Genomic DNA, 26,957 nt, shown 5'->3' with positions numbered 1-26,957 from the left:
AGGATTGTCGATCGTGGCACTCACCATCGGCATCGTGGGACTTCCCAACGCGGGCAAGTCGACCCTCTTCAACGCTCTGACCAAGAACGACGTACTCGCGGCGAACTACCCCTTCGCCACCATCGAGCCCAACGTCGGCGTCGTCGGGGTCCCCGATGAGAGGCTGGCCGAGCTGGCGAAGATCTACGGATCCCAGAAGCTGCTGCCGGCCACGGTGCAGTTCGTCGACATCGCCGGCATCGTGCGCGGCGCCTCGCAGGGTGAGGGCCTGGGCAACAAGTTCCTCTCCCACATCCGTGAGTCCGACGCGATCTGCCAGGTCACGCGGGTCTTCCGCGACGACGACGTCACCCACGTCGACGGCAAGGTCGAGCCCGCCAACGACATCTCCACCATCCAGACCGAGCTGATCCTCGCCGACCTCGAGACGGTCGAGAAGGCGATCCCGCGGCTGGAGAAGGAGTCGCGCAAGGCTCCTGACCTCAAGGCGAACCTCGCCGCCGTGGTCGAGGCCAAGGAGGCCCTCGAGGCCGGCACCCCGATCATCGCCACCAAGATCGACCGCGCCCTGATCCGCGACCTGATGCTGCTCACCGCGAAGCCCTACATCTTCGTCTTCAACTGCGACTCCGACGAGCTCGCCGACGAGGCCCTCAAGGACTCGATGCGCGAGCTGGTCGCCCCCGCCGAGGCGATCTTCCTGGACGCCAAGTTCGAGTCCGAGCTCGTCGAGCTCGACGAGGACGAGGCCCGCGAGTTCCTGGCCGACGCCGGCGTCGAGGAGCCGGGCCTGGACATCCTCGCCCGCGTCGGCTTCGACACCCTCGGCCTGCAGACCTACCTCACCGCGGGACCCAAGGAGGTCCGTGCGTGGGAGATCCCCAAGGGCGCCACCGCCCCCGAGGCCGCCGGTGTCATCCACACCGACTTCCAGAAGGGCTTCATCAAGGCCGAGATCGTCTCCTACGACGACCTCATCGCCGCCGGCTCCGTCGCCAAGGCCCGTGACCTCGGCAAGGTCCGTATGGAGGGCAAGGACTACGTCATGGCCGACGGCGACGTCGTGGAGTTCCGCTTCAACGTCTGAGCGACGGCCGTCATCTGTCGTCCCCGCACTCACGCCAACACTGGAGGTTCCATGCCCAAGGGCTACTGGGTCAGCGTCTACCGCAACATCTCGGACCCCGAGAAGCTGGCTGCCTACGGCAAGCTCGCTCCGGCGGCCGTCGAGGCCGGGGGCGGCCGGGTCCTCACCCGCGGCAGCCGGGTCGTGGCGTATGACGACGGAATCGCCGAGCGCACCGTCCTGATCGAGTTCGACAGCTTCGAGCAGGCCGTCGCGACGCACGAGAGCCCCGCTTACCAGGAGGCGCTCGCCGCCCTCGCCGGCGGCGTCGAGCGCGACTTCCGCATCGTCGAAGGCCTCGACTGACCGAGGTCCGGTCGGATGCCGCGTATCGAGCTCACGACGGAGATACCGGCGACGCCGGAAGAATGCTTCGAGCTGAGCCTGTCCGTGGACGCGCACCGGTCGTCGATGTCCGACTCGGGCGAGCGCGCCGTCGCCGGAGTCACCTCAGGTGTGATGCGCCTCGGAGACTCGGTGACCCTCTCCGGTCCTGAGTCCTGAGGTCCCTGGGACGCCGCGACCTCTTTGCTGAGTTCGCCGTCGATGACCGACGAACCGCGGCTACTCTCGGCCGAGGTTTTGGCTGACGGAGTGGAGTTGCGATGGTTGACCAGGTCGAGGCGTTGTGGATCGTCGGGCTCGTGGCGATGTGGTGGGTGCCGACGATCGTCGCGCTGGTCCTGATCGGCCGCGGTATCGCTGCCCGGGGGCGCATGAGTGGGCTGGACGTCCTCGACATCGTGATGGTGCTGGTCTTCAGCTGGGCTGGTGCCCTGGTCTACTTCCTCATCGCGTTCCTGCGTCACCGCCAGGAGTCTGGAGCCGAGGTTGCTGTCTCACCCGCGATCGTGGAGAGCGAGACGACCTTGCAACGGGTCGATGAGGCGTACGCACGGGCCTGGGCCGAAGCGCGCTCAGCGGCCGACGATGACCTCATCGAGGCGCTTCACCAGGCGAAGCTCGGGCCGAGCTGGACGGAACCGGGCCGGCCGCGCGCGGACCTGCTGTTCGCCATCTGGCGGGCGGGCGCGACACCACGGTCCGCCTCGAGGCAGCTTCGCGAAGCGCTCGGCACTCGGTCGGGGCGTGCCAGCGTAGAGCGCTGAGGTGCTTGACCCGGGCGGGAACCAGGAGAACTCTGGAGGGATGACTAGCCGTGCGGTCGATGACTCGCGTTCGCTGCTGACGCTCGGCCGGGTGGACTCGGTGCGGGTCCAGGTCGGTTATCGGGCGAGCCCGGACGATCGGGTGGATCGGCATTACCTGCTCGATCTGTCGGTCCCGGAGCCGGAGGGCGAGGACGTGCTCGAGGAGAGGGCGATCCTCGCCGCACTGGAGCCGGTCCTGTACGCAGGCGCTGACGCGCGTCGCCACTACTCCCTGCACCAGCACCGATGGCACACCAGCTGGGGCGCGAGTCCGGGCGCCCTGGAGTTCGGACTGCTGGTGGACACCGGGCCCCGAACCACCGCCCTCTCGGAGGCTTCGTACGACGGCGTGACCCGCGCCTTCCGGGACGTGATGGAGGTGGTCGGTCAGCCGGAGCGGACGCCGACCACACGGGAGTCGGCGGTCCAGCGCTCTCGAAGCGCGGCTGCGACGGCGTACGCCGTGGACCCGGACGCCCTGTCGCTCCGCGCGGAGGAGCACCACCCGGCCGACGACTCCTGGACGCTCACGCTGCGCTCCACCGCGGGGGATGAGTACGACGTGGTGGTCGGCTTCGTCGACGGGTGTGCCGGTTCGGTGTCGGTGCGGCACGCACACCGGATCGAGGCGGCCGACTCCATCGGCCCCGAGTGACCTGGCGCCATGGGGTCGAGCTGCCGGCTCAGCTGTCGAGCGGGAAGCGTACGTCGGTGAGCTGCTCGGACACGGCCCACAGCCGCTGCTGGGTCGCCAGGTCGTAGGAAGCCGGGCTGGAGGTGACCAGCTTCGGGTAGCCGCGGATCTCGCCGCGGCCGCTGGGGCCGTAGTACTGACCGCCGAGGACGGCGGGGTCGGTGGCGGCGCGCAGGGTGGGCAGGGCGCCCATCGCGGCCGACTGGGCGAGCAGCGGCCCGACCAGGGCGAAGGGCACCCGCAGCGCGGCGGGGGAGTTGCGGGCGAGCTCGGTGTTGGAGCCGCCGGGGTGGGCAGCCACCGCGACCGTGGTGCCGTGCGGGGCCAGCCGGCGCTGGAGCTCGTAGGTGAACATCAGGTTGGCGAGCTTGGCCTGGCCATAGGCGGCGACGCGGCTGTAGGAACGCTCCCACTGCAGGTCGTCGAAGTGGATGTCGGCTCGGATGCGGTGGCCGACGCTGCTGACGGTGACGATCCGCGAGCCCGGGACGGGGAGGAGCTGGTCGAGCAGCAGGCCGGTGAAGGCGAAGTGGCCGAGGTGGTTGGTGCCGAGCTGCATCTCGAAGCCGTCGGCGGTGGTCTGCTTCGGCGTGTACATCACGCCGGCGTTGTTGATCAGCAGGTCGATCCGGGGGTGGCTGGCGCGCAGATCGGCCGCCGCGGAGCGGATGGAGTCCAGGGAGGCCAGGTCGAGGACCTGGACGGTGACGTCGCCGTCGACGCGCGCCGCTGCCTGCTTGCCCTTCTCGACGTCGCGTACGGCCATGACCACCTGGGCGCCGCGCTCGGCGAGCATGCGCGCCGTCTCGAAGCCGAGGCCGGTGTTGGCGCCGGTCACGACCGCCACGCGGCCGTGCTGGTCGGGGATGTGCTGTTCGGTCCAGGTCTCGCTCATTGCCCACTCCTAAGGAACCATCGGTCTGTTATGACATCGAACTTAAGAGACCGCCGGTCTAATGTCAAGGGACCGGCGGTCTTTAAGTTAGTCTGGGGCGATGACGTTCCAACGGGCGCGAAGCGATGAGCAGCGGGAGATTCGCCGCCGGGCGATCCTCGACACCGCGGTGGCGATGCTCGACGAGATGCCGGTGGCCGAGCTGAGCCTCAACGAGCTCAGCCGCCGGGTCGGTCTGGCCAAGTCGAACGTCCTGCGCTACTTCGAGTCGCGCGAGGCGGTGCTGCTCGAGCTGCTGGACGACTTCCTCGGCAGGTGGCTCGACGAGCTGGGGGAGGAGCTGGCCGCCGGCATCGAGGCGGACGCCCTGCCGGAGGTACGCGCCGGCCAGCTGGCCGAGGTCCTCAGCCGGTCTCTGGCGGAGCGGCCGGTGCTGTGCGATCTCGTCGGCGCCCAGGGTGGCGTCCTCGAGCACAACGTCTCCGTCGAGGTCGTCAAACGTCACAAGCGCTCGTCGCACGCGAAGCTCGAGACGATGGTCGAGCTCGTCCGGCGTCACCTGCCCGAGGTCGGCGACGGTGCCCAGACGTTCTGCCTGATGAGCCTGATCTCGGCGGGTGCCCTGGCGGCGTACGACCCGCCACCGCCGAGCCTGCTCGCCGTCTATTCGGACGAGCCCGAGCTCGCCGTGCTCCACCTGGACCTGCGTGAGGGCCTGCGGACCTCATGCACCGCGGCGCTCGTGGGTGTGCTGCCTCGCGCCTGATCTCGCAGAGGCGGTGATCGGGAGGCGGGAGGCGGCCCACTCGGGGTATCCGTCCTCGAGTCGGAGGGCATCGCGACCTGCGGCTCGGAGGGTCCGGACGGCGTCGTCGGCGTAGACGCAGTAGGGCCCGCGGCAGTAGGCGACGACGGTGGTGCCGTCGGGCAGCTCGGCCAGACGGTTGCGCAGCTCGGTGTTCGGGATCGAGAGGGCGCCGCGGACGTGGCCGGCGTCGTACTCGGGGCGAGGGCGGACGTCGAGGACGACCACATCGCCCGCGCGGAGGCGCTTGCGCAGCTCGTCCCTGGTGATCGTGCTGAGCTCGTCGCGGTTGCCGAGATAGGCGCCGGCGACGCGGTCGAGCTCTGCGACGTGCTGGGCTGCGGTATCGCGCAAGGTCTGCCACAACGCGAGGACCGTCGGGCTGGAGAGGGAGTAGAAGATCCGGTTGCCATCGCGTCGCGAGGTCACGAGTCCGGCGCGCAGCAGTCGCTGCAGGTGCTGTGAGGTGTTGGCGATGGACTGCCCGATCTCGCCGGCCAGGTCCTCGACCGGGCGCTCTCCCTGGGCCAGGACGTCGACGAGCTCGGCGCGGCGCCCGTTGGCGAGTGCCTTGGCTGCCTCGGCGAGCGTGTCGTAGAGCGCGTCCTTGGCCTTGCGGTCACCCATGATCGCCTCCTCCCATGACGCGCGCCGGTCGACGTGCGTCGGCCAAGTATTCAAGATTTTTCTTGACAAGACAAGGTGGTGGGCGTTCCATCTATTCAAGAGATAGATTGAATAGGAGGTGGTCGACATGGCCGTCGACACCCAGGAGCTGGAGGCGAAGGTCCAGCAGATGTACCGGGAGGTCGCGCTGCATCCCGACGCGGGCTTCCACTTCGAGCTGGGGCGAGACCTGGCCGAGTCCGTCGGCTACGACCCGGCCCGGCTCGACCTCGTGCCCGTCGACGCGGTGGCCTCTTTCGCCGGCGTCGGACACTTCTTCGACCTCGCCGATCCGCGACCCGGAGAGACTGTCCTCGACCTCGGCAGCGGGTCCGGCATGGACGTCTTCTACGCCGCGACGTTGGTCGGCACGAGCGGCAAGGTGATCGGTGTGGACTTCACGCCCGAGCAACTGGCGAAGGCCCGTCGTCTCGCCGCCGGTCACGCCGACGCCGCGACCATCGAGTTCCGGGAAGGACGCCTCGACGACCTTCCGGTCGAGGACGGCACCGTCGACTGCGTGATCTCCAACGGCGTGATCAACCTCTGCCCCGACAAGGCCCTGGTCTTCGCCGAGGCCGCCCGGGTGCTCCGGCCGGAAGGGCGGCTGGCGCTCGCCGACATCGTCACCGACGTACCGCTCGCGGAAGGCATCGTGTGCAACGCCGACCTCTGGGCTGCCTGCATCGGCGGCGCCGCCCAGATCGATGACTACGTCGCCGCGATCGAGAAGGCCGGACTCGTCGTCGAGGTGGTGCGCCGCAACCGCTACGGCTTCCTGTCGGCGCGGGCCCAGGGTGCTGCGAAGACGTACGGCGTCCGGAGCATCTCGCTCCTGGCTCGCAAGGCCGGGATGTCATGAGCACGCTGACAAGGCGGATCGCGGCGGATCCCGACGAGGTGTTCTGGACCGTGACCGACGTGAGTGGCCTCCCGGACTGGAACCACGCGATCACGCGGGTGCTCGAGGTGCCGGACGAGCTGGCTGCAGGAAGCGAGTGGGTCGTCGAGGTGCGAGCGCTTGGTCAGCGCTGGCCGAGCCGCTCGCGGCTCGAGGAGCTCGATCCGCAGAAGCGACGATTCTCCTATCGATCCGGAACGGACGACGGCAACCCGTCCTACGCCACGTGGACGTGGACGGTGACCGCCGCGCCTGGCGGCTGTGAGGTCGCGGTGACGTGGAGGGTCAACCCGCGCACGTTCTGGCGGCGCGTGCTCTTCGCTCGGGTGAGGAAGACCCAGCTGAGGCGACACGAGGTCCCCGCATCGCTCGTGGCGCTCGGAGCTCTGCAGAGGGATGATCGACAGCGAAGCGTCCACCCAGGAGGCCGGTAGTGATGAACGACCTGGTGACCGCCGTGCCCGACTCCGGGCTCGGCAACAACGCCTACCTGGTCGATCTCGGCGACGGTGCGGCGCTCGCGGTGGATGCCTGCCGCGACCTCCGGGCGCTGCGCGCCGAGGCCGGCCGCCGCGGACTGCGGATCACGCACGCCGCTGATACCCACCTGCATGCCGACTTCCTCTCCGGGGCCGTCCAGCTCGCCGCCGACGAGGGCGCCGAGGTGCTTGCCTCGAAGGCCGGCGGACGTACGTTCGAGCACACCGCGCTCGAGGACGAGCAGGAGATCACCTTGAACGGCGGGCTGGTCCTGCGGGCCCTCGCCACGCCGGGACACACCGACGAGCACCTGTCCTTCGCCCTGCTCGACGGTGATCGGGCGCTCGGCGTGTTCAGCGGTGGCTCCCTCATCGTGGGGTCGGCCGCCCGCGTCGACCTGGTCGACCCCGCCCGCACCGAGAGCCTGGCGCGGGCGCAGTTCCGTTCCGTGCGTCGCGTTGCCGGGCTCGGCGACGACGCGGCGCTGTGGCCCACCCATGGCGGGGGCTCGTTCTGCTCGACCGCAGCCACGGGAACCTCGACCAGCACCATCGGGAAGGAGCGGGCCACCAACCCCCTGCTCGAGCTCGACGAGGCGGGATTCGTGCAGGCGCTGCTCGACTCGCACGGAACCTACCCGAGCTACTTCCGGCGCCTGGGGGAGCGCAACCGGCGCGGCCCGGCCGTCGTCGCCGGGCGGCCTATGCTCGAGGCGGTTCCTCCGCAGGTCGTGGCAGGCGGGCAGCGGGACGGTGTCGTCCTCGTCGACGTACGCCCGATCGCGGCGTTCGCCGCTGCCCATCCCCGGGATGCGCTGTCGATCCCGCTGCGGGGTGCGTTCGCGAGCTGGCTGGGTTGGCTCGCGCCGAACGACCGGCCGATCATCGTGCTTCGGGCCGAGGACCAGGACCCCGACGAGATCCTCTGGCAGGCGCTGAAGATCGGTTACGAGAACCTCGCCGGTGAGGTCTCCGGCGGACTCGCGGCCTGGGAGGAAGCAGGACTTCCGATCGTGTCGCTCCCGATGACCGAGGTGGCCACCCCGGATGAGAAGCGCGTGCTCGACGTCCGGCAGAGGCGAGAGTACGAGGCCGGCCACGTTCCCGGGGCTCTGCACCTCGAGCTCGGGTCTCTCGAGAGTGCAGCGCCTGGTCTCGCCGACGTGCCCACGCTCGTCATGTGCGGCCACGGTGAGCGCGCGATGAGCGCTGCCAGCATTCTCCAGCGGCACGGGTTCACCCGGCTGACCGTGCTGAACGGCGGCCCCGAGTCGGTTGTGCTGGAGACCGCCGAGTGAGCCACGACCTCGGCACGGCGCCACGGCTCGGACTGCGCGCCAACGCGGCGCAGTTCTCGCTGCTAGTCGCCGTCAACGCGCTCGTCGGTGGGATGCTCGGCCAGGAGCGTACGGTCCTCCCGCTGCTGGCCGAGGACGTGTTCGGGCTCGCGTCCTATACCGCTGCGCTGACCTACATCCTCGCCTTCGGTCTCGCGAAGGCGGCGACCAACTACCTCGCCGGCATCTGGTCCGAGCGCCATGGTCGTAAGCCGGTCCTGGTCGCGGGATGGATCGTCGCGCTGCCGGTGCCGCTCCTGCTCATCTGGGCGCCGAGCTGGTGGATCGTCGTCGGCGCCAACGTCCTGCTCGGCATCAGCCAGGGCCTCACCTGGTCGACCACGGTGATCATGAAGATTGACCTCGTCGGCCCCAGCCAGCGCGGTCTGGCGCTGGGCATCAACGAGTCCGCCGGTTACCTCGCTGTCGCAGCCACCGCCCTGCTGACCGGACGGATCGCCGCCGACGCCGGGCTTCGGCCCGAGCCGTTCCTGGTCGGCGCCGCGTACGCCGCTCTCGGGCTCGGACTCTCGACCTTGGCTGTCCGGGAGACCCGGGGCCATGCCGACCACGAAGCAGGTCAGGGGGAGCGGACGGGGAGCCCGATGAGCGACCGCGAGGTGCTGGTTCGTACCTCGCTTCGCGACCCTGCCCTGTCCTCGGCCAGTCAGGCAGGGCTGGTCAACAATCTCAACGACGGCCTGGCCTGGGGTCTGTTCGCGGTCCTGTTCGCCTCGGCAGGTCTCGGGGTCGGTCACATCGGCGTGCTCGTGGCGGCCTACCCGGCGGTGTGGGGTGTCGGCCAGCTGGCGACCGGTGCGCTGTCCGATCGCTGGGGTCGGAAGCCGCTCATCGTGGGAGGCATGCTGCTCCAGGCCGCGGCCTTGGCGCTGATCGCGGCGGTCGGCTCGGCGGCATGGTGGCTCGCCGCTGCGGTTCTGCTCGGCCTCGGCACGGCCATGGTCTACCCGACGCTCCTGGCGGTGATCGGCGACGTCGCCCATCCTTCTTGGCGCGCGCGTGCCGTCGGGGTCTACCGGCTGTGGCGGGATCTCGGGTTTGCGGCCGGAGCATTGATGTCCGGTGTCCTTGCTGACCTGTGGGGAGTGCGAGGTGCTGTCTGGGCCGTCGCCGCCGTCACGGCCGCATCCGGGCTCGTGGTCGTGTTGCGGCTGCCGGAGACGCATCGGCCCGCCGCCGGGTAGGGCGTGCCGGTTAGAGCCAGGGCCGGCGTCCGGGGCCGGTCGGGTGGGTGCCGGTGACGCCCATGACGACGGAGTAGAGACTGGTCTCCGCGGTGATGAAGAGGCGGTTGCGCTTGGCGCCGCCCCAGGAGATGTTGGCGACTGCCTCGGGGACGTTCAGGCGGCCGATGAGGGTGCCGTCGGGGTCGTAGCAGTGCACGCCGTCGTTCATCGCGGCGACCCAGAGGCGGCCGCCGTCGTCGAAGCGGATGTTGTCGAAGCGGGCGTCGTCGCGGGCTCCGGCCTCGGCGAAGACCCGCTCCTCGGAGAGGGTGCCGTCCTCGCGTACGTCGAAGACCCAGATCCGGCCGGCGCGGGTGTCGGAGACGAAGAGCTGCCGCTCGTCGGGGGAGAAGACCAGGCCGTTCGGCGCACCGAAGCAGTCCGCCGCCAGGCTCACCTCGCCGGTGGCCGGGTCGATCCGGTAGACGTTGTTGGCGCCGATCTCGCTCTCGGCGCGATATCCCTCGTAGTCGCTGGTGATGCCGAAGTCGGGGTCGGAGAACCAGATCGAGCCGTCCGACCTCACGGTCGCGTCGTTGGGGCTGTTCAGCCGCTTGCCCTGCCAGCGGTCGGCCAGCACGGTGATGGTGCCGTCGTGCTCGGTCCGGGTCACCCGGCGGTTGCCCTGCTCGCAGGTGATCAGCCGACCCTCGCGGTCGAGGGTGTTGCCGTTGGTGTGCCCGGCATCGCGACGGAAGACCGCCACGTCGCCGGTCTCCTCGTCCCAGCGCAGCATCCGGTCGTTCGGGATGTCGCTCCAGACCACCTGGCGCCAGGCGGGCACGTAGATCGGTCCCTCGGCCCAGCGGCAGCCGGTGAACAGGACCTCCAGCGCCTCATCGCCGTTCATGCACCGTCCGGTGCGGAACCGGTCATCGAGCATCTCGTACAGGCCGGGGCGCTCACCGCTCATCGAACCCACTCCTCTTCCTCAACCGAGCCGAACGTCAATCGGCCATAACCGAAGACTGCAAGATGAGGTACGGTCATGGCAAGATATTTCCGAACGGAGATGCTGTGGATCAGATCGACCGTGAGCTGCTGGCCGAGCTCCAGCGCGACGCCACCCAGTCCTATGCCGTGCTGGGCCAGGCCGTCGGCCTCTCCGCCGGCGCCGCCCACGAGCGCGTACGCAAGCTGCGCGAGGCGGGCGTCATCCGGCGCACCAGCGCCGAGGTCGACCCGGCCGCCGTGGGCAGCGGCGTCCTGGCGTACGTCATGGTCGAGTCGACGTCCTGGATGGGGGACTCGGCGGAGGCGTTCGCCGCGCTCCCGGAGGTGGTGGAGGCGCACGTCATCGCGGGGAGCGCGTCGGTGCTGGTGAAGGTCAGGACCGCGACCACCGAGCAGCTGCAGGACGTGCTGCGCCGGATCTACGCGATCGACGGGGTCAGCGGGACGCAGGCGACCGTGGTCCTGGAGACCTTCTTCGAGCGCCCGCTGTCACCACTGACCCCGGGTCCGGCCTGAGCTCAGGCGGGCACCTTGTCCAGGAACCCGCGTACGTCCCGGATCCGCTGGTCCGCGTCGACGACGACCACGTCGAAGCCGACGATGACCGGCTCCGCGCCGGCCGGGCCCAGACCCCACTGGAAGCGGGCCTGCTGGTGATGGGTGTCGACGGCCCCCACGGGGGTGAACACGAAGCCGGGGAACTGCGCGCGTACGGCCCGGATGGTGGCGGCGACGGCCTCGCGGCCCTCGACCTCCGCGAGCGGGTCGACGTAGACGCAGTCGTCGGACCAGTGCGTGGCCAGCAGGTCGGTGAGCTCGTCGTCGGTGGCGTTCCAGGTGTCGAGGTAGCGCGTCACGATGTCGTTCATGGTGTCTTCCTTCTCTCGGATCGGGTTGCCAGGAGAAGATTCGCCGCCATCGGGTGCGCCGGTCGATAACCTCCGAGGTCATGGCCGACCCGATGCGCGCTTGGCTAGCCTCGTGGCCGTGATCTCAACCGCGACGTCACCGTCATCGTCGGTCGGCAGCGAGCTCCGCCGCTGGCGTGAGCTGCGGTCGCTGAGCCAGCTCGCGCTCGCCACCCAGGCGGAGGTGAGCACCCGGCACGTGAGCTACGTCGAGAACGGCCGAGCCCGGCCGACGCCGGAGATGATCGTCCGGCTGGCCGAGGTGCTGCGGGTGCCGATGGCCGAGCAGAACCGGCTGCTGCTCGCCGGCGGGTTCGCGCCTCGCTACCCGCAGCGCGCCACCGACGACGACGCGCTGGCCCCGGTGATGGCCGGCCTGCGCGGCCTGCTGGACGCCCATGCGCCGTACCCGGCCCTGCTTCTCGACGACCGCTGGGACGTCGTCGATGCCAACCAGTCGGTCGACGCGCTGCTCGTCGGCTGCGACCCCAGCCTGCTCGAGCCCCCGCTGAACGTCATCCGGCTCTGCCTGCACCCGCGCGGGATCGCCCCGCGGATCCGCAACCTTCCCGTCTGGCGTGCCCACCTGCTCCATCAGCTAGGCCGGCGTATCACGCACACCGGTGGCGACCCGGCGCTGGTCGCGCTCCGGGACGAGGTCACCGCCTATCCCTGCGACGGTGAGCCGCCCGCCCGGCCGCTGGCCGATCCGGTCGTTCCGCTGGAGATCGACCTGGGCGGTGACACGCTCCGCTTCTTCAGCGTCGCCAGCCAGATCGAGAGCGCCTCCGACGTGACGCTGCACGGTCTTCACCTGGAGACGTTCGTCCCCGCCGACGACCGGACGCGGCGGCTGCTCAGCCCTTGACCAGCCGCATCGTCTGGTGCGACAGCACCCGGCTCACCGCGGGCAGCCGGGAGATGGTCCCGAGGATGAGCGCCTCGTACGCCTCGGGGTCGGCGACCTGGACGCGGAGGTAGTAGTCGGGCTGGCCGAGCATGCGGCGCATCTCGGTGACCTCGGGGATGGCGACGGCGGCGGTCTCGAAGTCCTCGATGGTCTTGCCGTCGTTGACCGCGATGTCGATCGCGACGATGACCTCGAAGCCGCGTCCGCCGCTCTTCGGGTCGATGCGGGCGTGGTAGCCCTTGATCACTCCGTCGCTCTCCAGGCGCTGCACCCGGCGCAGGCAGGGAGCCGGGGTGAGGCCGACCCGTCGCGCCAGCTCGGCGTTGCTCAGTCGGGCGTCGTCTTCGAGCTCGGCAATGATTGCTCGATCCAGGTCGTCGATCGAGTGATCATTGCGCATATCGGCACTTTAGCAGCGTCAATGGGCAACCCATGAACGTCTGAACTTTCCTAGGCTTGCGGCATGCAGGTCATGGACATGGAGACAGCGTCGCGGGAGCCCGCGAGCACCCGCGAGGAGCTCGTCGCCGGGTGGCGGACCGTGCTTCCGGCGTGCGTCGCCGTGGTGCCGTTGGGGCTCGCGCTCGGCGTGCTCGTGGTTCATTCCGGGCTCGCCTGGTGGTGGGCGCCGGTGCTCGGCGCGATCGTGTTCGCCGGAACGATGGAGTTCCTGCTGGTCGGCCTGCTGGCCGCCGCGGCGCCCCTGGCGCAGATCGCCGTCAGCACCCTGCTGGTGAACTTCCGCCACGTCTTCTACGCGATCTCGTTCCCGCTCCACCGGGTGCACGGCTCCGGCTGGAAGGCCTACAGCACCTTCGCGCTCACCGACGAGGCCTACGCGCTCACCGTCACGCCGGAGTCCGCCGGGTGGTCGCGGGCGCGGATCATCGGCATCCAGGCCTTCTTCCACGTCGCCTGGGTGCTCTGCGTCGCTGCCGGCGCCGGCCTCGGCTCCCTGATCCCGCCGCAGGTGGTCGGGCTCGAGTTCGCCGTCACGGCGCTGTTCGTCGTGCTCGGGCTCGAGGCGTACAAGGTCCGTCGGTCGCTGCCGATCCCGGCGCTCGCGCTCGGCTGCGCGCTCGTCGCCGCCCTGATCTCGCGGGAGAACATGCTGCTGATCGCGATGGGCCTGTTCGTCGCCGCGATCGTCGGTCCGTACGTCCTCGCCACTCGCAGGAGCCGCGATGACTGATCCCTGGTACGTCCTGTCCGCCATCGCCGTCTCCGCGGCCGTCACGTGGGCGCTCCGTGCGGTCCCGTTCGCGATGCTGGCGCCGCTGCGGCACAGCGCGCTGATGGCCCACATCGGCGAGCGCATGCCCGTCGGGATGATGGTCATCCTCGCCGCGTACACCCTCCGCGACACCGATCCTGCCGCCTTCACGTCCGCCGGTCCGGCCGTCCTGGCCCTGGCACTCACCATCGGCCTGCACGTGTGGCGCGGCAGCATGACGCTCAGCATCTTCGCCGGCACCGCCGCGTACGTCCTGGTCACCTCGGTCCTCGCGGCCTGAGCCGGCCTGAGCTGGCCTGGCGTGGAACGTACGCTTCCTGGTGTCCGACATGTCCATGGAGGAGTTCACATGACAGAGCAGACGATCCCCGAGCCGGTCGCGGCGTTCATCGAGGCCGTCAACCGGCACGACGAGTCCGCGTTCCTCGACGCCTTCACCGAAGGCGGGGCGGTCGACGACTGGGGCCGTGTCTTCACCGGACGCGAGCAGATCAAGGGCTGGAGCGACAACGAGTTCATCGGTGCCCACGGCACCCTCGCCGTCGAGGAGGTCGAGGCCGCGGATGGCACGGTGACGGTCATCGGTGACTGGCGCTCCACCCACGCCAACGGGCGCTCGAAGTTCGTCTTCGACGTCGACGGTGACCGGCTCACCAGGATGACCATCCGCGAAGGCTGAGACCCGGCGTCGGATCGGGGCTACCGTGACCGCATGACCGGAGAGAACGAGGCCAGGAAGTCACGCCAGCGAGGTGACGGGCGCAACGGGTTCGAGCGTTTCGTGGAGGTGGTGACCTCCGTGGTCAGCCACGCGCCCTTCTTCTACGTGATCGTGGCCGTCCTGCTGGTGTGGGCGGTGAGCTTTCCGTTCTGGTCCTCGAGCACCAAGTGGGAGCTCGCCGTGCACACCGGCTCATCGGTCCTCTCGCTGCTGTTGCTGGTGCTGCTCCAGAACGCCGGGCGACGCTCGGAGGAGGCTTCTCATGAGAAGCTCAACGTCATCGCCTCGGCCCTCTCCGATCTCATGGAGTCGCGGGCCCGCGACGACGAGGACCTCGCCGAGTCGGTGCGCATCCTGCGCCAGGCCGTCGGGCTCGAGGAGCGGCACTGATCCGACGGCCGCCCGGGCCCGGCGCTAGTTGATGATCTCGGCGTCGTCGCCCATCGCGGCGAGGCGGTCGCGCCACAGCTGGAGGGCCTCAGGTGCGAGCCGGGTCCAGTCGGCGACCTCGGCGACGATCCGGAGCGGCGCTGTGCTGCGGTAGGAGCGGGTCGGGTTGCCCGGGAACTTCTTGTCCGTGACGTTGGGGTCGTTCTCGAACTCCCCGGTCGGCTCGACGCGATACACCCGCGGTTCCCCGTCGCCCGCGGCGAGCTCGGCCGCGAGGCCCGCGCCGTCGGGCAGCGCGGTGAAGTAGATGTGGTTCATCACCACCTCGGGCCGGTAGTTCGACCGGAACCCTGCGGTCAGATGGTCTCCGACCCGCAGGTCGGCCTTCGTGCCGTGGTAGAACGGCCCCTCGTCCAGCGGTTCACCCATGCCCGCAGGCTATCCGCCCCGTTGTCCCTCGGCGCGGTATTCGATCAGGTGGCGTGCACGATCTCGACGCCGAGCGCCGAGACCTGCTCGACGACGTCGTCGGTCGGGTCGGCGTCGGTGATGACGCCCGCGACCCGGCTCCAGGGGAGCACACGGTAGGGGGAGGCGGTGCCGATCTTCTCGGAGGAGGCGAGGACGTACGTCTCGGCGGCTCGCCCGGCCAGGGCGCGCTTCATCGCGGCGTCCTCGGCGTCGCCGGTGGTGAGGCCGGCCTCCGGATGGACGCCGGTGACGCCGAGGAGGCAGAGGTCGGCGGAGACGTTCTGGGCGGCCTCGACGGCCGCGGCGCCGCAGGCGACGGCGGAGTGCTTGAAGACCCGGCCGCCGAGCAGGAAGAGGTCCGCGCTCGGGTGCTGGAGGAGGGCCGAGGCGACGGTCGGGCTGTTGGTGATGACGGTGCACTCCAGGTCCGCGGGGAGCGCTTGGGCGACGGCGAGGGCGGTGGTGCCGCCGTCGAGGATGAGCGTGCTGCCGGGGCGTACGAGGCCGGCGGCGGTGGCGGCGACGGCTCGTTTGGCGCCGGGCTCGACGGTGTGGCGGGCGGTGTAGTCGACCACCGCCGGTGAGACGGGGAGCGCGCCGCCGTAGACGCGCTGACACAGCCCCTCCGCGGCCAGGTCGCGAAGATCTCGACGGATGCTGTCCTCGGAGATGCCCAGCTCGCTCGCGGCGTCCTTGGCCACGATCTTGCCTGTTTCCTCCAGAAGACGCAGGAGATGAGCGCGGCGTTGCCCAACCAGCATGCACGTTCCTTTCTGTTCTTGCACATTATTGCATGTACGCTGCGGCCATGACGACAGCGAAAGCCGAAGCGCGCCCGGGCGTCGATGTCCCGGACCATCGCGGCCGCACCGGCCTCGACCGCGCCGGACGGGACCTGGCCGGCAACCCCGACGTCGTGGTCCGCGACGTCGAGCTGACCTCGCAGGGGTGGCACGTGCTCAGGCGCACCACCTTCGACTACCGCCGCCGGGACGGGCGCTGGGAGACGCAGCAGCGCGAGACGTACGACCGCGGGAACGGGGCCGTCCTCCTTCCCTACGACGTCGAGCGCCGCACCGTCCTGCTGACGCGGCAGTTCAGGTATCCGGCCTACGTCAACGGCCACCCCGACGGTCTCCTCGTGGAGGCGGCTGCGGGGCTCCTGGACGCCGATGACCCGGTCACCGCGATCCGGCGGGAGAGCGCCGAGGAGCTCGGGATCAGCCTCGCGGACGTCGACCACGTCTTCGACGCGTACATGAGCCCCGGCTCGGTGACCGAGCGGCTGCACTTCTTCGTGGCGGCCTACTCGCCGGCGAGCCGTACCGGTGCCGGGGGAGGAGTCGCCGACGAGGGCGAGGACATCGAGGTGCTCGAGCTCGACTTCGCCGAGGCGCTCGCGATGACCCGCGACGGCCGGATCATGGACGGCAAGACCATCATGCTCCTGCAGTGGGCTGCCCTCGACGGGCCCTTCGCCAGGGCCTGAGGGTCCACCTCGCCATGGCGTCGTGATGGAATTCAGAGGCGCGGCTCCACAGCGGAGGCTGATGCGGGAAGGGTGAGGATGACCGGTTCGTTCTGGTGGGACCTGGCGATCGGGGTCGCCGCAGCCCTGGTCCTGACCTGGATCTGCCTCATCGTGGCCCTGCTCGTCGTCCGCCCGCGCGGCGATCTGCTGCGCGAGGCGCTGCGGATCCTGCCGGACGTGGTGCGGCTGCTCCGTCGGCTCGCGGCCGACAAGACGATGCCCCGCGGCGTACGGATCCGGCTCGGGTTGCTCATGGTCTACCTGGCTCTGCCGATCGATCTGGTGCCCGACTTCATCCCGGTGCTGGGCTACGCCGACGACGCGATCATCGTGGCGGCCGTCCTACGCAGCGTCGTCCGCCGGGCCGGGATCGACGCCGTACGGGCGCAGTGGCCGGGCACCGAGGACGGCTTCGCGGCGCTGGTGCTGATCGCCGGCCTCGACCGCTCGGTCAGTCGTGGAACCGGGCGCCCTTGACGATGCGGTCGACGGCGTTGCGGGGGCCGCGTAGGGCGATGCCGACGAGGTCGAGGTCGTCCGCGCGGACCGCGGCCACGGCCGCTCGGTTGGCCTCGTCGTTCCCGGTGCCGAACAGCTCCCGGGTGTAGACGGCGAGGGAGACGTCGTCCCGGGCGGCGGCCTTTCCGCGGGCCTTGGCCAGCAGGCCGGAGTCGGCGCTCATCACCATCACCGGTTGGCGGAGCATGGGCAGATACTCGGTGTCGTCGCCGTCGCGGTAGGCCTCGCCGACGAGGCCGGGGGAGCTGGTCGCGATCCCCGACATCAGGAACGCGGTCACGTTGAGCTCCTGCCAGGGCTCCAGATCCTCGTTGAGCACGACCACGACCTTCGTGTCGAAACGTGGTGAGGTCGCCGGGTCGTCGGAAGTCAGCTGTGCCGTCATGCTCGAAGTCTCCGTCGTCGCCCGCAGCACGGTCTTGTACGTTTCTTGCATGGTCGATCACGTGCGCGCCTGGCACCCCGCGGTGCCTTCGCTGCGCGAGGTCTACCACGCGAGGTTCGACCACTCCTACCCGATGCACACCCACGACGACTGGGCGGTGATGCTGGTCGACGACGGGGCGGTGGCCTACGGCCTGGGTCGCGCCGACCACCATGCCGTTCCCGGTGCCCTGACCCTGCTGCCGCCCGGGGTGCCGCACGACGGTCACTCGGCGATCGAGGGGAAGGGCTACCGCAAACGGGTCCTCTACCTCGATCCGGACTGGCTGCCGGCGACCGCGCAGGGCCTTGCCGTCCGCCGACCGACCCTCGCGGCGACAGCACCGATCGCCGCTGCCCGGAACGTGCATGCGGCGCTGCAGGACCCCGGTGACCTGATGGCGGCCGAACACTGGCTGCTGACGGTCCGCGACGAGGTGCTCACGCACCTCGGAAGCCCCGCGCCGACGCTTCGCGACGCACCGCTGGCCCGTCGTCTGCGGGCGCTCCTCGACGACCGGCTGACGCAGTCGTTCACGATCGCCGCGGCCGCCGCCGAGCTCGGCACCCACCCCAGTCATCTGGTGCGGGTGTTCTCGCAGACCTATGGCATCGCCCCGCATCAGTACCTCGTCGGTCGCCGTGTCGATCTCGCCCGCCGGCTGCTCGTGGACGGCCACCGGCCCGCGGAGACGGCCGCGCTGGCCGGCTTCCACGACCAGGCACACCTCACCCGCCACTTCCGCCGCATCCTCGGCGTCACCCCTGCGGCCTTCGCCTCGCCGCGGCCCACGCAAACCGGGTGCGTCGCTCCGGCTGTTGGTGCTGAATAGGCGCATGCCTTCCTCGCCCCGCGTCGTCGTCTGCGGCCCTGCTTCCTGGAATCACCTGATCGGCCTCGACCGTCTGCCCGAGCCGGTGCCGCACATGCAGTTCGCGCGGCGGTCGTGGCACACGATCGGTGGCACCTCGGCAGGCAAGGCGCTGCACCTGGCCGGGCTCGGCATCGACGTACGTCTGTGGTCTCCCGTCGGCGCCGACGAGGACGGCGCGCGGCTGCGGGAGCGGCTCACCCGGGCGGGCGTCGTCGTGGAGGCGATCGCCAGCGAGCAGACCGAGCGGCACGTCAATCTGATGGCCGACGGGGGCCGGGTCTCGCTCTACGTCTCGACCCCGTCGACCCCGTCCACCGATGCGGTCGAAGCGGCCGCGCATGCGGTCGCCGAGGCGGACCTCGCGGTCATCGACCTGAGCGAGCTGGGTCGGCTGGTGCTCGAGGCACTGCCCGAGCGGAGGGCGCCGCTGTGGATGGATCTGCACGACTACGACGGAGCCACCGCGTTCCACGAGCCCTTCCTGCGTGCGGCCGACGGCGTCTTCATGAACGACGACGGCACCGACGACCCCTGGGCGCTGATGGCCTCGTGCCTCGACCGCGGCCCCCGGATCGCGGTCTGCACCCTGGGAGCGCAGGGCGCGATCGCGTTGGAGGTGGACGGCGCCCGGCACGAGGTGGCCGCGGCTCCGGCCACCGTGGTCGACACGAACGGTGCCGGTGACGCCTTCATGGCCGGCTTCCTGGCCGCGCGGCTGCATACGGGGCCGGTTGATATCGCCCTGCGAGCCGCCGCCGAGCAGGCCCGGGTCGCGATCGAGACCGAGCACCTCCACCCGGCCCTCGCGCGGTAGGCCGGCTGCGGTCAGGCGTGCCGAGAGAGTCCGGTCAGCATCACGTCGAGGAGCAGGTCACGATCGGTTCCGTCGCCCAGGCGAACAGCGTGCTCGACGCCGCAGACGAGGCGTTGGACGTGGCTGGTGGTGACGTCGGCACGAACGACGCCGTTGCGGACGGCGGACTCGAGGGCTGTCTCGGCGAGGCGGAGGAGCTCCTCGCGGAGCTCGCGTGCGGCCGGTGAGACCTCCTCGGACAGGAGGATCGCCTGGAGACCCTCGTGCTCGACCTGGAAGAGCGCGGCGCTGCGTACGAGGGTGGTGAACGCCTCGCCGGGATCGGGGAGCGCGGCCGCCGTGCGCGCCTGCGCGACCAGCTGCTCGAGCGCGTCGAGGTTGAGCGCCTCCACGAGTGCGTCGACCGTGGGGAAGTGGCGGTAGACCGTCGCGACGCCGACCCCGGCCGCGCGGGCCAGCTCGTTGAGGCGCAGCTCGGTCACCGGCCGCTGGCGAGCGGTGTCGAGGATCTTGGCGCGGGAGCGGGCGGCGTCCGAACGGAGCGAGGACATGAGACAGATCCTACCTGATTCGGATGAGTTATCCGCTTTGGGGTATCTTGAAACGGATGATCTATCCGATTGAAGGAGCACTCATGACCTGGGACCCCACTCGCCTGCCCGATCTGCGCGGGCACGTCTACGCCGTCACCGGCGCCACCGGAGGAATCGGCTACTTCGCCGCCGAACAGCTCGCCTCGGCCGGCGCCGAGGTGGTGCTCGCCTCCCGCTCGCCCGAGAAGATCGCCGTCGCCGCGGCGGCGATCCGCGGGCAGGCTCCGGACGCGGTCACCAGCGCGGTCGCGTTCGACCTCACCTCCCTCGCGTCGGTCGCGGAGGGCGCCGAGCAGCTCGCCGCGTTGCCGCGGCTGGACGGGATCTTCCTCAACGGTGCCCCGATGCAGCTCGGCCGGGGGACGACGACGGACGGCCTGCCGCTCATGACGGGCGCGCACACCGTCGCCAATTTCGGCCTCGTCGCCCGGCTCCTCTCCGCGCGGGCTGCCGGGACCTCCGACCCGCTCCGGATCGTGCACGCTTCCACCGGGTTCGTGCGACGTTTCCACGTGGACGTGTCCGACCCGCGGGCGACGCCGCGCACCGGCATCGCCGCGTACGTCAAGGCCAAGACGCTCACCGAGATCTTCGGCTACGAGCTCGACCGCCGGCTCCGCGCAGCGGGACTGCCCATCGCCTCGATCCTCACCCACCCCGGGGTCGGCGTCGACGCGAAGACGCCCCAGCGCGCCGGGATCCGGGACGGCAGCGTCGGCTACCGGCGTAACCCGTACACGCCGTGGGCGCAGGGCAAGGACGCGGCGGCCTGGTCCGGCGTGCGTGCGCTGGTCGACCCGGACGCGGTCGGCGGCGACTACTTCGGTCCCGCGAAGATCGCCGGCCCTCCCGTACGCCTGGCCCCGCTGCCGCACACGATCGACCCGGGCAGGGAGGTCGTCGCGCGCGTCTGGGAGGCGCTCGAGGAGATGGCCGGCGTGACCTTCGGTCTGTCCTCCGCGGGAGCTCAGAACGGGTAGCGCGCCGGCTCACCCCGCATGGTGATCCACCGGGTCTCGGTGAACGCCTCGATGTTCGCTTCGGCGCCGCCGAACCGGGACCCGGTGCCGGAGGCGCGTACGCCACCGAACGGCGCGTTGGCCTCGTCGTTGACGGTCTGGTCGTTGATGTGGACGATGCCGGTCGGGATCTGCTCCGCGACCGCGAGGCCGTGCATGACGTCCTTCGTGACGATGCCCAGGGACAGGCCGTACTCGCTGGTTCCCGCGAGCTTGATCGCGTCCTCGACGGACTCGACCTTGGTCACCGGTGCGACCGGGCCGAAGACCTCCTCCGCGAACGCCGGCGCGGTGACCGGGACGTTCGCCAGGACGGTGGGCCGGTAGAAGAGATCCTCGTAGGTGCCGCCGGCCGCGATCTTGGCGCCGGCGTCCGCCGATGCCGTGACCAGGCCGTGGATCTTGTCGCGCTGGCCGGCGTCGATGACGGGGCCGAGGGCGACCTGGTCGGTGGCGGGATTGCCGACCGGCAGGTGGCCGGCCTTCTCGGCGAGGGCCTCGACGAAGTCGTCGTAGATGCCGGCAGCGACCAGGTGCCGGCCGGTCGTCATGCAGATCTGGCCCTGGTGGAAGAACGAGCCCCACGCTGCCAGGTTGACGGCGGCCTCGACGTCGGCGTCATCGAGGACCAGCAGTGCGGAGTTGCCGCCGAGCTCGAGGTGGGCACGCTTGAGGTGCCTGCCGGCCAGCTCGCCGATGCGGCGGCCGACCCCGGTCGATCCGGTGAACGAGATGACCCGGATGTGGGGATCCGTGACCAGCGCCTCGCCCACGTCGGCGCCACCGGGCAGCATCTGGAGCACGCCCGCGGGCAGGCCCGCCTCCTCGAAGATGCGGGCCATCAGGGTGCCGCCGGTCACGGCGGTGCGCGGGTCCGGCTTGAGGATCACGGCGTTGCCGAGGGCGAGGGCCGGGGCGACCGAGCGGATGCCGAGGATGATCGGCACGTTGAAGGGCGCGATGACGGTGACGACCCCGGCGGGCATGCGGCGGGCCATCGACAGCCGCGGCTGTTCGGACGGGATGACCTCGCCGATCGGGCGGCTCGGGAGGCTGGCGGCCTCGTAGCACTCCTCGGCCGCGACGTGGAGCGCGAATCCGGCCATGCCGGGCACGGCGCCGACCTCACGGACGTTCCACCCGGTGATCTCCTCGGCATGCTGCTGCCACAGGTCGCCGGCGCGACGCAGGACGGCGGCTCGCTCCGGGTGCGGACGTGCGGCCCAGGCGAGCTGGGCCTCGGCGGCCGCCGCGGCGGCATCCGCCACGTCGGCCGCGGTGGCCAGACCCATCCTGCCCAGCTCGGCGCCGGTGGCCGGTTCGACGACTGCGTAGTCGCCTCCCTGCCCGGGTTGCCAGGCGCCGGCCTTGAGGATGTTTCCGGACCAGTCGACGGAGTCGAGAACGGACATGGTGTGCTCCTTGATGTCGGGTGGTCAGTTGTCGGGGTGCGCGGGCACGGTCAGCAGGGCGAGCACGGCGATCACGGCCGCGCCGGCGAAGGCGTAGAAGCCCCACGGATAGGCGATGCCGGCGGTGAGGAGAGCGCCACCGAGGAACGGTCCGACGATGGCGCCGACCCGGCCGACGCCGGCGGACATGCCCAGCGCCGTGCCGCGGATCCGGGCGGGGTAGAGGTGGCTGACGAACGCGTAGACCAGCACCTGCGCGCTGAACACGAAGACTCCGGCGGCCAGCACCGCCCCGTACACCAGGAGGCTGTTCTCCATCTTGATCGACAGCAGGGCCAGCATCACCGCCGCGACGCCGAACCAGGTCACGACCGTCGGCTTGTTGCCCCGGGCGTCGGAGATCAGGCCTGCCAGGACAAGGCCGATCACCGCGCCGACGTTCAGGGTGAGGAGCAGACCGAGGCCGGCGTCGAGGGAGTAGCCGGCCTCGCCCATGATCGTCGGCAGCCAGGTGTTGAGGCCGTAGACCAGCAGCAGCCCGCAGAACGACGCCGCCCACAGGCCCAGGCTCACCCACAGCAGGCGGCCGCGTACGACCTCCGAGGGGCGGACCTTCTCGGTCTCGACGGTCTCCAGGTAGGCCTGCGACTCCGGGAGCTTCGCCCACATCACCGGGACGGTCAGCAGTCCGGCGACACCGCCGATCACGAACATCGCCTCCCATCCCAGCTTCGGGATGACCCACAGCGCCAGCAGAGCGGTGATCACGGCCCCCACGTGGTAGCCGGTCATCATCCGTGTCATGGCCGTGCCCGAGCGGCCCGGGCGGGCGTGCTCGCTCATGAAGGCCAGGGCTGTCGGCAGGCAGGCGCCGAGTCCCAGGCCCGCCAGGAAGCGCAGCGCGATGAACACCGTCGCGTTCGGTGCGAACGCGACCGCCAGTGTCAGCAGCGAGAACAGGGCGATGCTGCTGATCAGGGTCCTGCGTCGGCCGAACCGATCGGCAAGGGGGCCGATGGCCACGGCGCCGATGCCGACCCCGATCAGCCCGACGGTGGCCGCCGTGGTCAAGGACGCGCTGGTGAAGCCGAGGTCGCCGGTGCCGGCGAGGGTGGGGATCACTGCGCCGAGCACGACGAGGTCGTAGCCGTCGAGGGCGACGGCGAGCCAGCAGAGCATGACCGGCCAGAGGCTTCGGCTGCCCTCGGCGATGGTGTGCGATGTGGTTGCGGACACATTCATGGGACGAACCTAGGAGCGGTCATCCCTGTGAGCATCGACACAGCTTCCGTTCAGTGGAAAGCTGGCCGAAATTGTTCAGAGCCGACGCCCGATCGACTGCGCGGCCACGCGGAGCGCGCCGTACAACCTCTGCTCGCTCCCCTTGAGAGTGGGGACGACCAGGCCCAGGGAGGCGACCACCTCGTCGCGTCGGTGGATCGGGACGGCGATCGAGCAGGCGCCGAGGCTCATCTCCTCGTGAGTGGTGGCATAGCCCTTGTCCAGCACCTGCCGCAGCTGCCTGCGGAGGGCGCCGGGCTGGGTGATCGTGTAGGGGGTGATCCGGGTGAGCGCGCCGAGAACGGCCTCCTGGACCTCGGCGGGTGCGTGTGCGAGGAGCACCTTGCCGACCCCGGTGGCGTGCATCGGCAGGCGCCCGCCGACCTTGCTCACCACCGGGACCGACTGGTTGCCGCGCAGCCGGTCGAGGTAGACCACCTCGGTCCCTTCGCGGACGGCCAGGTGCACCGTGGCCAGGGTCGCGCCGTAGAGGTCGTGGAGGAACGGTTCGGCGACCTGGCGCAGCCCGGTCTCGGTCGGTGCGAGGTGGCCGATGTCCCAGATCTTCCGGCCGATCACGTAGTCACCGGACGGCAGCCGCTCGAGCGCACCCCAGCGGAAGAGCTCGCCCAGGAGACGATGGGTCGTCGCGAGCGGAAGGTCGGCGCGGGTGGCGATGTCGCTGAGCGACATCGCCCGGTGCTGCTCGTCGAACGCGCTCAGGATCGCCAGCGCCCGGCTGGTCACGCTCGTGCCGGCCTGTCGGCTGTTGCCCGCCATCGTCGTCTGCCTTCACCCCGTCGGATTCGACGCCATCATCCTCCTCGACTCGAGGGGAAGGAGCGCGGCCCCGGCGGTGCGAGAGTCCTCAGCCGCCGAAGGCGGGGTGGAGCGGCTTGCCCGACCCGCCGGACCGGGTGGCCGGCGAGCCCTCGACCGGGTCGAACGTCCACAGTGCGTACGCCCCCGGCCCGACGTGCAGCGTCGAGTTGCCGATGGTCTCGGTGCGGGGCTCCTCGGCCGGCTCGTTGAGGGCGAGGATGATGTGGCGTACGCCTGCCTCCTCGACCGGCACCGGCTGCAGGCGGATCGTGGTCATGCCGTCGAAGGCGAGGACGCCGCCGTCCTTCAGGACACGGATCGTGATCCCGGCGGCGCGCCACAGCGGCACCATCTTCTCGATGTCGGCCTCGGTGGTGGCGATCTGGATGCCGATGACGTCGCGCATCTCGTGGTCGAGGTAGCGGTCGCGGTTGTAGCGGTCCCTGCTGACGTCGCCCTCGTAGGCGGGAGGCGGGAAGGAGAGCCGTGGGTCGCTGAGGAACTCGTCGCGATACTCCATCGCCCAGGAGAAGAAGGTGTCGTAGGTCGCGGTCGTGTAGGTGACGTCGAACCACGGGATCAGCTCGCCGTCGCCGAGGTCGGTCACCTGGGTGAACTCGACCGGGTCGACACCAAGCTCGTGCAGGTTGTCGGTCGCGATGGCCAGGTCGCCGTCCTTGTCCGCCGAGACGGCGAGCCCGGTGTCACCGACGACCGCATCGGGGGCGTCGCCCGGCCCGAAGAACTCCAGGTAGGTCTCCTTGCCGAGCAGGTAGCGACCGGTCCAGGTGGAGGTGCCGTCGTTGCCGGTGTTGATCCGGCGGTCGGCGAACTGCCCCAGATACTCGGAGTGCTCGATCGCGTCAGCCGTCTCCCGGTCGACCATCGCCCACGCGTGGTTGAAGGCCAGGAGCGGATCCGGACGCTTCGCCTCCTCGGCGTGAGCGGGGGCCACCGAGGTGCCCGAGGTGATGACGAGTGAGGCGATCGCAGCCGCGATGAAGCCCGAGATTCTCCATGGAGTCCGCATGGGACCCAGTCTCTGCGACCGGCGCGCTCCTGTCCCGGAAATTCGGCGGTCGGTCGACGTGTCGGTCAGGCGCCGTGGGAGGCGGTGGCCATCGTCGCCCCGAGGCCGATCATCATGACCCCGCCGCCGGCGCCGAGGGTGTCGAGGCGCTTGGGCTTGCGGGCGAACCAGGCCTTGGCCCGGCTGGCGGCGAGCACCCAGCCCGAGTCGCAGGCGAAGGCCATCGCCGAGAAGATCGCGCCGAGCAGGAGGATCTGCGGCACCGCAGGCGCCGAGGCGTCGATGAACTGGGGCAGGAAGGCCAGGTGGAAGACGATCGTCTTCGGGTTCGTCGCGCCGACGATCATCCCGGTGCGGATCGCGCCCCACGCGGTCGTCCGCGCGACATCCTCACCGTGCAGCGCGGCCCGGGCGTCGGCACGGTGACGGATCGCCTGGATGCCGAGATAGACGACGTACGCAGCGCCGACCAGCTTCACGACCGTGAACGCCGTCGCGGAGGCTGCCACGAGCGCGCCGAGGCCGACGGCCACCGCCAGGACCTGGCCGAACTGGCCGAGCGCGTTGCCACCGACGGCGAGCACCGCCTCGCGGCGGCCCGCGGTCAGGGCGCGGCCGAGCGCGAAGAGCACGCTCGGTCCGGGGATCAGGATGAAGATGACGGACGCGAGCGCGAAGGCGGCGAACTGGCTCAGGGTCGGCACGCCCACCATTGTCCGTCATCGGCGGGCCGCGGCGCCAAGGGTTTCAGCCGGCGTACGCCCGGGTCATCGTCGGCTAGCTCGCCCGGGCGGCCTGGATCTGCTCGACCAGGATGTCGCCGTGTCCGGCATGGCGGGCCAGCTCCTGGATCATGTGCACGTAGACGAACCGGAGCGTCACCCGGTTGCCGTGCCAGTCGAACTCCTCGTCGAGCTCGTGGGTGGCGGCGATCTCGCGTGAGCGCTCGCAGGCCGCGTAATAGGCGGCCCGGATCGAGGCGACCGTGTCCTCGGCGTCGAGCACGAAGCTCTGGTCGACCGTGTCGGGCAGCCCGATCTCCTTGCGCGACACGCCCGCGACCCGCGCGTGGAACCACACCTTTTCCACGAAGGTCGCATGCCTGACCAGCCCCAGCGGCGTGGTCAGCGACGGGACCAGCTTGCGCCGCGCCTCCTCGTCGTCGAGATCCTCGAGGATGCCGCTGATCTGCTCCCGCTGGATGTCGATCATTCCTTCGAGAAGTGCCCGCTCGTCCGCCTGTCCGATCTTCATGGGGGCAGGCTAGCTGTTGCGGGCAGGACGTCGATGACGCTGCCGGGCCGGCGGACGATCAGGGTCGGTGTGCGGGATCCCACAGCCCCGTCGCGGTGCCGGCTTGGAGGTGCTCGCTGTAGACACCGACCTTCCAATCGATCAGCGCGCGGCATTCTTCGAGCGCGTGGATCTGGGTCTCGATGCGCCGGCGGTGTTCGTCGAGGAGCTCGAGCCGTTCGCCCTCGTTGCCCGGCCCTCGTCTGACGAGGGCCGCGAACCTGGTCAGGTCCGAGAGCGGCATGCCGGACTCCCGCAGCTTGACGCAGATCTGGAGCCAGTCGATGTCGACGGTGGAGTAGATGCGCCGACCGCCCGACGTTCGCTGGACCGGGCCGATGAGCAGGTCCTGTCGCTCGTAGTAGCGCAGCGCGTGAACGCTGAGACCGGTGCGCTTGGCGACCTCGCCGATGGTGAAGGTCTCCTCCTGTTGGGCCTCGGTGGTCATGTCACGCC

Annotated in this window: 36 protein-coding genes; 20 read left to right on the top strand and 16 right to left on the bottom strand. The window is 70.3% G+C overall.

Annotated elements, in window-relative coordinates:
- The first annotated feature begins 13 nt into the window (after window positions 1–13).
- From ychF to HD557_RS19650, 4 genes are all read left to right on the top strand, one after another.
- On the top strand, window positions 14–1,087 hold the full coding sequence (ychF, locus tag HD557_RS19665; RefSeq protein ID WP_008358950.1) for a redox-regulated ATPase YchF: 1,074 nt from the start codon (window positions 14–16) through the stop codon (window positions 1,085–1,087).
- Window positions 1,088–1,138: 51 nt separating this feature from the next.
- Window positions 1,139–1,432: a DUF1330 domain-containing protein gene (locus HD557_RS19660; RefSeq protein ID WP_196875118.1), complete on the top strand. Its 294-nt coding sequence runs from the start codon at window positions 1,139–1,141 to the stop codon at window positions 1,430–1,432.
- A gap of 299 nt (window positions 1,433–1,731) precedes the next feature.
- A complete protein-coding gene (locus HD557_RS19655) occupies window positions 1,732–2,235 on the top strand; it encodes a hypothetical protein (protein ID WP_196875117.1) in 504 nt (167 codons plus the stop codon).
- A gap of 40 nt (window positions 2,236–2,275) precedes the next feature.
- A complete protein-coding gene (locus HD557_RS19650) occupies window positions 2,276–2,932 on the top strand; it encodes a hypothetical protein (protein WP_196875116.1) in 657 nt (218 codons plus the stop codon).
- Window positions 2,933–2,960: 28 nt separating this feature from the next.
- On the opposite strand, the gene HD557_RS19645 is transcribed toward HD557_RS19650, so the two are convergent.
- Window positions 2,961–3,866 carry an SDR family NAD(P)-dependent oxidoreductase gene (locus tag HD557_RS19645; protein ID WP_196875115.1) on the bottom strand — a complete coding sequence of 302 codons (906 nt, stop codon included), beginning with the start codon at window positions 3,864–3,866 and terminating at the stop codon, window positions 2,961–2,963.
- Window positions 3,867–3,966: 100 nt separating this feature from the next.
- Between HD557_RS19645 and HD557_RS19640 the strand changes: the two genes are divergently transcribed.
- Complete coding sequence (locus HD557_RS19640; RefSeq protein ID WP_196875114.1) at window positions 3,967–4,632, top strand: TetR/AcrR family transcriptional regulator; 666 nt, start codon at window positions 3,967–3,969, stop codon at window positions 4,630–4,632.
- Here the strand turns inward: HD557_RS19640 and HD557_RS19635 are convergent.
- Entirely contained in the window at window positions 4,591–5,298 is a 708-nt protein-coding gene (locus HD557_RS19635; protein ID WP_196875113.1) for an ArsR/SmtB family transcription factor, read from the bottom strand. The genes HD557_RS19640 and HD557_RS19635 overlap by 42 nt on opposite strands.
- 127 nt (window positions 5,299–5,425) lie before the next feature.
- Between HD557_RS19635 and HD557_RS19630 the strand changes: the two genes are divergently transcribed.
- The 4 genes from HD557_RS19630 to HD557_RS19615 are packed head-to-tail and all read left to right on the top strand — an operon-like array spanning window position 5,426 to window position 9,259.
- Window positions 5,426–6,199, top strand: coding sequence for a methyltransferase domain-containing protein (locus HD557_RS19630; RefSeq protein WP_231380372.1), 774 nt, complete (start codon window positions 5,426–5,428; stop codon window positions 6,197–6,199).
- Window positions 6,196–6,672, top strand: coding sequence for an SRPBCC family protein (locus HD557_RS19625; protein WP_196875111.1), 477 nt, complete (start codon window positions 6,196–6,198; stop codon window positions 6,670–6,672). Before HD557_RS19630 ends, HD557_RS19625 begins: the two co-directional genes overlap by 4 nt.
- Window positions 6,673–6,674: 2 nt before the next feature.
- The gene (locus HD557_RS19620) at window positions 6,675–8,015 is read left to right on the top strand and encodes an MBL fold metallo-hydrolase (RefSeq protein ID WP_231380371.1); all 1,341 of its coding nucleotides are present in this window, start codon (window positions 6,675–6,677) and stop codon (window positions 8,013–8,015) included.
- On the top strand, window positions 8,012–9,259 hold the full coding sequence (locus HD557_RS19615) for an MFS transporter (RefSeq protein WP_196875109.1): 1,248 nt from the start codon (window positions 8,012–8,014) through the stop codon (window positions 9,257–9,259). The genes HD557_RS19620 and HD557_RS19615 overlap by 4 nt, the downstream gene beginning before the upstream one ends.
- 10 nt (window positions 9,260–9,269) lie before the next feature.
- On the opposite strand, the gene HD557_RS19610 is transcribed toward HD557_RS19615, so the two are convergent.
- Complete coding sequence (locus HD557_RS19610; RefSeq protein WP_196875108.1) at window positions 9,270–10,214, bottom strand: SMP-30/gluconolactonase/LRE family protein; 945 nt, start codon at window positions 10,212–10,214, stop codon at window positions 9,270–9,272.
- Between the two features lie 104 nt (window positions 10,215–10,318).
- Between HD557_RS19610 and HD557_RS19605 the strand changes: the two genes are divergently transcribed.
- Entirely contained in the window at window positions 10,319–10,771 is a 453-nt protein-coding gene (locus HD557_RS19605; protein WP_196875107.1) for an Lrp/AsnC family transcriptional regulator, read from the top strand.
- A gap of 2 nt (window positions 10,772–10,773) precedes the next feature.
- On the opposite strand, the gene HD557_RS19600 is transcribed toward HD557_RS19605, so the two are convergent.
- Complete coding sequence (locus HD557_RS19600) at window positions 10,774–11,124, bottom strand: nuclear transport factor 2 family protein (RefSeq protein ID WP_196875106.1); 351 nt, start codon at window positions 11,122–11,124, stop codon at window positions 10,774–10,776.
- Window positions 11,125–11,242: 118 nt separating this feature from the next.
- Here HD557_RS19600 and HD557_RS19595 point away from each other — a divergent pair, with 118 nt between their 5' ends.
- Entirely contained in the window at window positions 11,243–12,031 is a 789-nt protein-coding gene (locus HD557_RS19595; protein WP_307785666.1) for a helix-turn-helix domain-containing protein, read from the top strand.
- Here HD557_RS19595 and HD557_RS19590 read toward each other — a convergent pair.
- Window positions 12,021–12,473 carry an Lrp/AsnC family transcriptional regulator gene (locus HD557_RS19590; RefSeq protein ID WP_008358917.1) on the bottom strand — a complete coding sequence of 151 codons (453 nt, stop codon included), beginning with the start codon at window positions 12,471–12,473 and terminating at the stop codon, window positions 12,021–12,023. The two genes, HD557_RS19595 and HD557_RS19590, sit on opposite strands and share 11 nt — an antisense overlap.
- A 63-nt stretch (window positions 12,474–12,536) precedes the next feature.
- Here HD557_RS19590 and HD557_RS19585 point away from each other — a divergent pair, with 63 nt between their 5' ends.
- The 4 genes from HD557_RS19585 to HD557_RS19570 all read left to right on the top strand — a co-directional run bounded on the left by HD557_RS19585 (window position 12,537) and on the right by HD557_RS19570 (window position 14,418).
- Window positions 12,537–13,265, top strand: coding sequence for an AzlC family ABC transporter permease (locus tag HD557_RS19585; protein WP_196875104.1), 729 nt, complete (start codon window positions 12,537–12,539; stop codon window positions 13,263–13,265).
- Complete coding sequence (locus HD557_RS19580) at window positions 13,258–13,587, top strand: branched-chain amino acid transporter permease (protein ID WP_008358914.1); 330 nt, start codon at window positions 13,258–13,260, stop codon at window positions 13,585–13,587. Before HD557_RS19585 ends, HD557_RS19580 begins: the two co-directional genes overlap by 8 nt.
- Window positions 13,588–13,656: 69 nt before the next feature.
- Window positions 13,657–13,986, top strand: a complete 330-nt coding sequence (locus tag HD557_RS19575) for a nuclear transport factor 2 family protein (protein WP_196875103.1) — start codon at window positions 13,657–13,659, stop codon at window positions 13,984–13,986.
- Window positions 13,987–14,019: 33 nt separating this feature from the next.
- The gene (locus HD557_RS19570) at window positions 14,020–14,418 is read left to right on the top strand and encodes a low affinity iron permease family protein (RefSeq protein ID WP_008358911.1); all 399 of its coding nucleotides are present in this window, start codon (window positions 14,020–14,022) and stop codon (window positions 14,416–14,418) included.
- A 24-nt stretch (window positions 14,419–14,442) separates the two neighbouring features.
- On the opposite strand, the gene arr is transcribed toward HD557_RS19570, so the two are convergent.
- Window positions 14,443–14,847, bottom strand: a complete 405-nt coding sequence (gene arr, locus HD557_RS19565; protein ID WP_008358909.1) for an NAD(+)--rifampin ADP-ribosyltransferase — start codon at window positions 14,845–14,847, stop codon at window positions 14,443–14,445.
- A gap of 44 nt (window positions 14,848–14,891) precedes the next feature.
- On the bottom strand, window positions 14,892–15,650 hold the full coding sequence (locus HD557_RS19560) for a DeoR/GlpR family DNA-binding transcription regulator (protein WP_196875102.1): 759 nt from the start codon (window positions 15,648–15,650) through the stop codon (window positions 14,892–14,894).
- Between the two features lie 47 nt (window positions 15,651–15,697).
- Between HD557_RS19560 and HD557_RS19555 the strand changes: the two genes are divergently transcribed.
- Window positions 15,698–16,378 carry an NUDIX domain-containing protein gene (locus tag HD557_RS19555; protein WP_196875101.1) on the top strand — a complete coding sequence of 227 codons (681 nt, stop codon included), beginning with the start codon at window positions 15,698–15,700 and terminating at the stop codon, window positions 16,376–16,378.
- A 78-nt stretch (window positions 16,379–16,456) separates the two neighbouring features.
- Window positions 16,457–16,897, top strand: a complete 441-nt coding sequence (locus HD557_RS19550; RefSeq protein ID WP_196875100.1) for a YkvA family protein — start codon at window positions 16,457–16,459, stop codon at window positions 16,895–16,897.
- On the opposite strand, the gene HD557_RS19545 is transcribed toward HD557_RS19550, so the two are convergent.
- Window positions 16,872–17,324: a DUF2000 domain-containing protein gene (locus HD557_RS19545; RefSeq protein WP_196875099.1), complete on the bottom strand. Its 453-nt coding sequence runs from the start codon at window positions 17,322–17,324 to the stop codon at window positions 16,872–16,874. The genes HD557_RS19550 and HD557_RS19545 overlap by 26 nt on opposite strands.
- A gap of 49 nt (window positions 17,325–17,373) precedes the next feature.
- Here HD557_RS19545 and HD557_RS19540 point away from each other — a divergent pair, with 49 nt between their 5' ends.
- The gene (locus tag HD557_RS19540; RefSeq protein ID WP_231380370.1) at window positions 17,374–18,195 is read left to right on the top strand and encodes a helix-turn-helix transcriptional regulator; all 822 of its coding nucleotides are present in this window, start codon (window positions 17,374–17,376) and stop codon (window positions 18,193–18,195) included.
- Window positions 18,196–18,199: 4 nt separating this feature from the next.
- Window positions 18,200–19,051 (top strand): carbohydrate kinase family protein, encoded by an 852-nt coding sequence (locus tag HD557_RS19535; RefSeq protein ID WP_196875097.1) that lies wholly within the window; start codon window positions 18,200–18,202, stop codon window positions 19,049–19,051.
- Window positions 19,052–19,062: 11 nt separating this feature from the next.
- Here HD557_RS19535 and HD557_RS19530 read toward each other — a convergent pair whose 3' ends face one another.
- Entirely contained in the window at window positions 19,063–19,602 is a 540-nt protein-coding gene (locus HD557_RS19530) for a TetR/AcrR family transcriptional regulator (RefSeq protein WP_196875096.1), read from the bottom strand.
- A gap of 83 nt (window positions 19,603–19,685) precedes the next feature.
- Here HD557_RS19530 and HD557_RS19525 point away from each other — a divergent pair, with 83 nt between their 5' ends.
- The gene (locus HD557_RS19525) at window positions 19,686–20,624 is read left to right on the top strand and encodes an SDR family NAD(P)-dependent oxidoreductase (protein ID WP_196875095.1); all 939 of its coding nucleotides are present in this window, start codon (window positions 19,686–19,688) and stop codon (window positions 20,622–20,624) included.
- Here the strand turns inward: HD557_RS19525 and HD557_RS19520 are convergent.
- The 7 genes from HD557_RS19520 to HD557_RS19490 all read right to left on the bottom strand — a co-directional run bounded on the left by HD557_RS19520 (window position 20,612) and on the right by HD557_RS19490 (window position 26,949).
- The gene (locus HD557_RS19520) at window positions 20,612–22,075 is read right to left on the bottom strand and encodes a benzaldehyde dehydrogenase (RefSeq protein WP_008358893.1); all 1,464 of its coding nucleotides are present in this window, start codon (window positions 22,073–22,075) and stop codon (window positions 20,612–20,614) included. The genes HD557_RS19525 and HD557_RS19520 overlap by 13 nt on opposite strands.
- Window positions 22,076–22,099: 24 nt before the next feature.
- Entirely contained in the window at window positions 22,100–23,317 is a 1,218-nt protein-coding gene (locus HD557_RS19515; protein ID WP_008358891.1) for an MFS transporter, read from the bottom strand.
- A gap of 75 nt (window positions 23,318–23,392) precedes the next feature.
- Window positions 23,393–24,136, bottom strand: coding sequence for an IclR family transcriptional regulator (locus HD557_RS19510; protein ID WP_008358889.1), 744 nt, complete (start codon window positions 24,134–24,136; stop codon window positions 23,393–23,395).
- An 88-nt stretch (window positions 24,137–24,224) separates the two neighbouring features.
- Window positions 24,225–25,208: a DUF5829 family protein gene (locus HD557_RS19505; RefSeq protein ID WP_196875094.1), complete on the bottom strand. Its 984-nt coding sequence runs from the start codon at window positions 25,206–25,208 to the stop codon at window positions 24,225–24,227.
- Between the two features lie 65 nt (window positions 25,209–25,273).
- Window positions 25,274–25,921 (bottom strand): LysE family translocator, encoded by a 648-nt coding sequence (locus HD557_RS19500; RefSeq protein WP_231380369.1) that lies wholly within the window; start codon window positions 25,919–25,921, stop codon window positions 25,274–25,276.
- Window positions 25,922–25,985: 64 nt separating this feature from the next.
- Window positions 25,986–26,462: a DinB family protein gene (locus HD557_RS19495; protein ID WP_196875093.1), complete on the bottom strand. Its 477-nt coding sequence runs from the start codon at window positions 26,460–26,462 to the stop codon at window positions 25,986–25,988.
- 58 nt (window positions 26,463–26,520) lie between these two features.
- Complete coding sequence (locus HD557_RS19490) at window positions 26,521–26,949, bottom strand: MerR family transcriptional regulator (protein ID WP_196875092.1); 429 nt, start codon at window positions 26,947–26,949, stop codon at window positions 26,521–26,523.
- Window positions 26,950–26,957: the final 8 nt, after the last annotated feature.

Source organism: Nocardioides luteus, assembly GCF_015752315.1.
In the GTDB taxonomy this organism is placed as follows: Bacteria; Actinomycetota; Actinomycetes; order Propionibacteriales; family Nocardioidaceae; genus Nocardioides.
Note: the sequence above shows the minus strand (reverse complement) of the source record. Positions and strands in the feature narration are given on the sequence as shown.